The sequence below is a fragment of the Streptomyces sp. NPDC004031 genome (assembly GCF_053604375.1).
On sequence record NZ_JBSGHL010000121.1, the window covers coordinates 1 to 5660 of the forward strand.

The window sequence follows — 5660 nt, forward strand, 5'->3', positions numbered from 1 at the left end:
GGGAACTGCGCGAGCAACCCACCACCGGCCGGTGGTCCGGAGCGGACCGAACTGCCCCTTCGGGCCGGTCGACTACCCGCGCCCCGGTGGGGGCTGAGCGCGCAGTTCCCCGCGCCCCTAAAAAACGGATCCCCAGCGCGGCACGCACAGCCCGAAAACGGGCACCCCGCGCCGCACGCGCACCCCGAAAACGGGTGCCCCGCGCGGCAGCGCACCGCTCACCCGCGCGGCAGCGCAAACGCTCATCCGGCGCGGCAGCGCGAAGGCCTACCCCGCGCGGCAGCGCGAGCGCGGGTCCGGCGGCGGGGGTCACCCCGGGGAAGGGCCCTACGCGGGAGCGGCCAGGAGGGGACGCGCGCGTTCGCGGAGTTCGAGCACGCGCGGCTCGTCCGCGTACGGCTCAAGACGGTGAAGCAGGTCGCGGACGTACTCCGTGGTGCGGGCCGAGGAGATGCGGCCCGCGACCTCCACCGCCTTCGCCCCCACCGCACAGGCCGCGTCAAGATTGCCGGATTCGAGCTCGGCGACGGCGGAGACGACGAGCCGCAGTCCGTGCGAGCGGACGAACTCCTCCGTGGGCCGGGCGAGCGCCTGCTCGGTGAAGCGCTGGACCTGCCGTGGGATGCCGAGGTCGCGGTAGCACTCGGCGGCGTCGGCGGCGAGCCGGTCGTAGGAGTAGAAGCCGAGCCAGTGCGGGTCGGCGTCGCCTTCGCGGGCGCGTTCGAGCAGCGCTTCGGCGGCGGCGAGGGAGGCACCGCAGGCGGCCGGTTCGCCGGCTTTGGCGTGGGCGCGGGCTTCGACGAGGTGGAAGAAGCTCATGGTGCGGGCGGTGGCGAGGCCGCGGTTGCGTTCGAGGGCGGCCTGGGCGAGGTCGACGCCTTCGTCGGCGAAGTTGCGGTAGGTGGCCTGGAGGGACATGGAGGCGAGGACGTATCCGCCGAGCGGCACGTCGGCGGCGGCGCGGGCGAGCCGGAGGGCCTGGATGTAGTAGCGCTGGGCGGCTTCCTGCTGGCCGGTGTCGAAGGCCATCCAGCCGGCGAGCCGGGTGAGTTCGGCGGTGGCGCCGAAGAGGGCGCGGCCGACGTCGTCGCTGTAGGAGCCGAGCAGCAGCGGTGCGGCCTCGACGCGCAGGCATTCCGGGACCATGCCGGATCGCCAGTCGCCGCCGCCGTACTTGGAGTCCCAGCGGCGGGCGTCCTCGGCGGCCTCGCGGAGTTTGGCGACGTCGGTGTGGCCGACGTGTGCGGTGCCGGGTGCCGGGGCGTCGCGGGCGACGGTCGCGTCGGCGGGGGTGATGAGCCAGCGGGAGGCGGGCGTGACGTAGGCGCTCACGGCGAAGGATCCGGCGAGGCTCTGCCAGATCCCGTTGCCGCCGGGGCCGCGGCGCCCGGCGAGGTCGAGTTTCCACAGGTCGGTGGCGGACTTGACGGCTTCGCCGATGTCGCGCGGGAAGGCGAGGCCGACTTCGGGGGCGGGGTCGGCGTCGGCGAGGCCTATTTCGTGCAGGGGGACGGGCCGCCCGAGTTTGCCGGCGATGGCGGCGGCGATGAGGTGCGGTGCCGCGCCCTGCGGCACCATGCCCTTGGCGACCCAGCGGGCGACGGACGTCTTGTCGTAGCGCAGCGTCAAGCCGCGCTGCGCGCCCAGGTCGTTGACGCGGCGGGCGAGACCGGCGTTGCTTATTCCGGCGAGACCGAGAAGGGCGCCGAGTTTCTCGTTCGGCCCGCGGTGTTCTCTGTTCACTGCGGTTCACCTCGTGATGCCGCTGGGGCAGGCCGGCGGGCCTGGTCGGTCGTCGGGGTGGCGGGGGTCACCCTCCCCTGGTGCCCGATTCAGCCACCGCGGGGCCCTGTTGGCGGCGAGTGCGGTGCCTGAGCCGGATGTCCGAGCCGCACGTACGTGTGCGAACCGGATACACCCAGCGTAGTTCGCCGCCTCCCGACCGTTAAGGGTCTCGTGTCGGATGGCGCGAATCCAGCCCCTTACGGGAACGCGGAGTTGGTCCGGAAAGCGCCGCCCGTGACCCTCCCCAGGGGTCGGACGAATGTGTCCCGGGGCGGTGCCGGGAGGTTCCCGGCGCGGCACCGGGACGGGGGCCGGGGGCGCGCTCGCACGGGCGCCCCGCGCGTGCTCCCGGTATATGTGGCCGTGCGCCCGGCCGTGCGCTCTAGGCCGTGCCGACCGCGGGTTGTTGCATAAGGAGCCGTGGGTCGGCCCGCGCTTCCGTCAGGCGGCTATGGCGGTGTGTGCGGCGGGCCAGCGAGTTCCGCTGCCACAATCCCCGCGGGTGGCGGACCGGCCCGGGAGGCGTTGAGCCGTCTCCCGGGCCGTGTGTTCCGGGTGCCGAGTGCCCCGGCGCCACCCCGCGCAGGCCGCCCCCGGCCTGCCCCGCCCGCCCTCAGGGCCTGCCCGAACCGCCGTGTGCGGCACGGGTGTCGAGGGCGTGGCGGGGCGATGACGTGCCCCGGCGTACCCTCCGCCGTACCCCTCGACGCGCCCTGGCGCCCGCGCCCGTACCAGAGTTGTGCGCCGGCGTACGCGCGCCGCGCCGGTGTGCGCTTCCCAGAGTCACGGCCGAAGATCGACGGCGGAAAATGATCGTGCCCACGGCCGCCTGGCACGCGGCATATCCCGCCCGGCATGTGCCGCTGCCGCGCCAAAAACTTGGCGCGATTGCGACGTTTCGGCTGAGCCGTATGTTCCGGATTCCGTCGCTGTCCGCAACATCCCGATTACGTATGCGGGATGCTGGGTGATCGAGGTGCCGCAGGGGGTCGTCCCCGGGGTGTCCGGGGCCGTTCACGAGCCGCCCGGCGGTGCGCATATGCCGCATGGCTGTGTACGGCGCACGAACCGGCGCACCCGGGAGCACTCATGCGCCTCCTTGCGCGCGTCCACGTGGCAGCATGGACTTTCGGACGTCAGACGTGGCGGCATGGTGGGGCGAGGCGCGCGCGAGTCAGCGGTGGGTCGGATCCTGCACCGGCTGTCCACAGCCTGTGGAGGCGGCGATGCGGTGGTTGGTGGGGTGGAGCAGTGCCACCGCGGGTCCCGTTCCCGGTGTCGGCGCGGCCGGCACGGTCGGGGGGAGCGCGCGCACGCTGCTGCCGGTCGGCGCCCAACTCCTGTGGGACGGCCCCGATCCGCTGTGGGCGGTGGGTGACTGGCGGCCCGACGAGGTCCGCGTCGTCCACGCCGACCCGGCGGGCGCGTACGGCTCCGCCGCGTCCAACGGGGCCGCGTACGGCGGGGCTTACGGCGGCGGCGCGCAGACTTCGTACGGCTCGTACGGCTCGTACGGTTCGTACGACGGCGGCGCCGGGTCCCGTACGAACGGGCGTGGCGTCAACGGCACCGGCACGTACGGCGTCGCGCGGCTCGCGGTCTTCGGGCGGTGCGCCGCCAGCGACGCGGAACTGCGGCTCGGGCTCGTAGCGGCCCGCGGCGGCGCGCTGCGGCACGTCACGGCGTGGCCCGGCAGCTACACCGCCGTCCTCCAACTCGGCCGCCGCATCACCGTCCTGGGCGACCTCGCCGGTGCCCGCCCGGTCTTCCACACCCGCTTCTCGCGCGGCACCGCCTTCGCCACCGCCGCCCTCCCGCTCGCCGACCTCATCGAAGCCGGGCTCGACGTCACCCACCTCGCCGCGCTGCTCGCCTGCCCCGACGCGCCCGAAGCCCTCGGCGACGGCACCCCCTACCTCGGCGTACGCCGCGTCCCGCCCGGCCACGCCCTCACCCTGCGCGACGGCGCCCCCGAGATCACCGGCTACGAGCCCACCGCCTCCCTCGCCGTCGGCCACCAGCCCGCCACCTCCGCGGACGCGGACGCCGCCATCGCCGCGATACGGGACGCGCTCGTCGAATCGGTGAAGGCGCGGCTCACCCAGCCGCGGTTCGTGCCGGAAGCGGCCTTCGCCGGGGAACCCGCGGGCCCGGACGGCCGGTTCGCCGACGCGCCCGCGCCCGGCATCGGCGCCGACCTCTCCGGCGGCTCCGCCTCCGCGACCCTCGCGCTGCTCGCCGCCGGACTGCCCGGCATGCCCGGCATGCTGCCCGGCGCACCCGGCACCGCGGCCGGCGAACGGCTGCTCGCCGTCACCTTCAACGACCTCACCGCCGGCGGACACGCCCTGCGCGAGGACGAGATGGCCCGCGCCGGCGAACTCGCCGCCGACCCGCGGCTGCGGCACGTCGTCGTCGCCGGCGGCGAAGAGGCCCTGCCCTACGCCGACCTCACCGGCGGCAACCCGCCCGTCCCGCTCACCGACGAACCCTCCACCTCGCTCGTCGTCGCCGAACGCCACCGGCGGCGGCTCTCCGCGGGCGGCGCCGACCACCTCATCGGACTCGGCGCCCGGCAGGTCCTCGACGCCCATCCCGCGCGGCTCGCCGACCTCCTCATGGACCGCCGCCGACGCCACCTCGTACGGCCCGTCGCCGCCCTCACCCGCGCGGGCGGCTCCGCGGCGGGCGGGCCCGCCGTCCTCGTGCCCTTCACCGTGCCCATCACCGTCTACCGCGCCGCCCGGCGCCTCGCCCGCACCCCCTACCAGCAGGGCGTCACCGACACCGCGGCCCTGCTGCTGCGGTACGCCGCGGGCGCCGGACCCGCCGAGGAACAGCCCGGCGACGGGCCGATCGGCGCCTCCCTCGCCGCGATGGCCTGGGTACGGCCGGGGCCCGCCGCCCGCTGGCTCACCGGCGAGGCGCTCGCCGAGGTCTCCGTACGGCTCCAGGACGCCGCGCGGCGGCCCTGGCCCATCGAACGCCCCGGCGAACGGCGCGCCCGCGCCGTCCTCGCCCGGCACGCCGCCGACTTCCGCGTCCTGGAGCAGGCCGCCGCCGTCCCCAGCCAGCGCCTGCACGCGCCCTACCTCGACAACGCGGTCGTCCGGGCGGCACGCGCACTGCCCGGCGCACTCCGGGTACGCCCCGGGGCGCGCGCGGAGATCCTCCGCGACGTACTGGCCAGCGCGGGCGTACGGGCGCTGCCCGCGGGGTGGGGCGCCGCCTCGCACTCCTCCGCGTCCGCGGCCGCCGCCGCCCGCGCCGGAATGCGCTCCGCCGCCGACCCCCTGATCGACCTCTTCCGCGCGCCCCTCCTCGCCGACGCGGGCCTCGTCGACGCCCGCGTCGTCCGCGCCGCCCTCCACGCCGCCGCGACCTCCGGCGCCCCCCTGGAGGGCCTCGGCGACATCGTCGCCGTCGAACTGTGGCTCCGCAGACTGCTGGCCCGGCGGGGTTCCTGCTGGACCGGCACGGATTCGCCTGGGCGGCGGGCAGTTGCGAGCGGGGTGCAGCGACTCTCCCTGTAGGACGGCACGTCCGCGCACTGCCCGCACGTGCGGCGCGTCCCGCTGCCGCGGGTGAGGCTGCGCGATGCGGTGGGGGGGACGCGTTTTGGGGTGCGCGACTGCCGCGCTGGGCACGCGTTTTTCGGGGTGCGCGTGCGGCGTGGGGGACCCGTTTTGGGGCTGCGCGTGCCGCGCGGGACGAACGTTTTTGGGTGCGCGTGCTGCGCGAGGGTGCTCGTTTTTCGGGGTGCGCGTGCTGCGCGGGGCACCCGTTTTTGGGCTGTGCGTGCCGCGCCGGGGATCCGTTTTTTAGGGGCGCGGGGAACTGCGCGACAAGCCCCCACCGGGGCGCGGGTAGTCGAC

2 protein-coding genes are annotated in these 5660 nt (G+C 75.6%); one reads left to right on the forward strand and one right to left on the reverse strand.

Annotated elements, in window-relative coordinates; translation table 11 throughout:
* Positions 1 to 327 precede the first annotated feature (327 nt).
* Complete coding sequence (locus tag ACWERV_RS36340) at positions 328 to 1743, reverse strand: MFS transporter (RefSeq protein WP_398176236.1); 1416 nt, start codon at positions 1741 to 1743, stop codon at positions 328 to 330.
* 1268 nt (positions 1744 to 3011) lie between these two features.
* Between ACWERV_RS36340 and ACWERV_RS36345 the strand changes: the two genes are divergently transcribed.
* The gene (locus ACWERV_RS36345) at positions 3012 to 5318 is read left to right on the forward strand and encodes an asparagine synthase-related protein (RefSeq protein WP_452941130.1); all 2307 of its coding nucleotides are present in this window, start codon (positions 3012 to 3014) and stop codon (positions 5316 to 5318) included.
* The last annotated feature ends 342 nt before the right edge of the window (positions 5319 to 5660 follow it).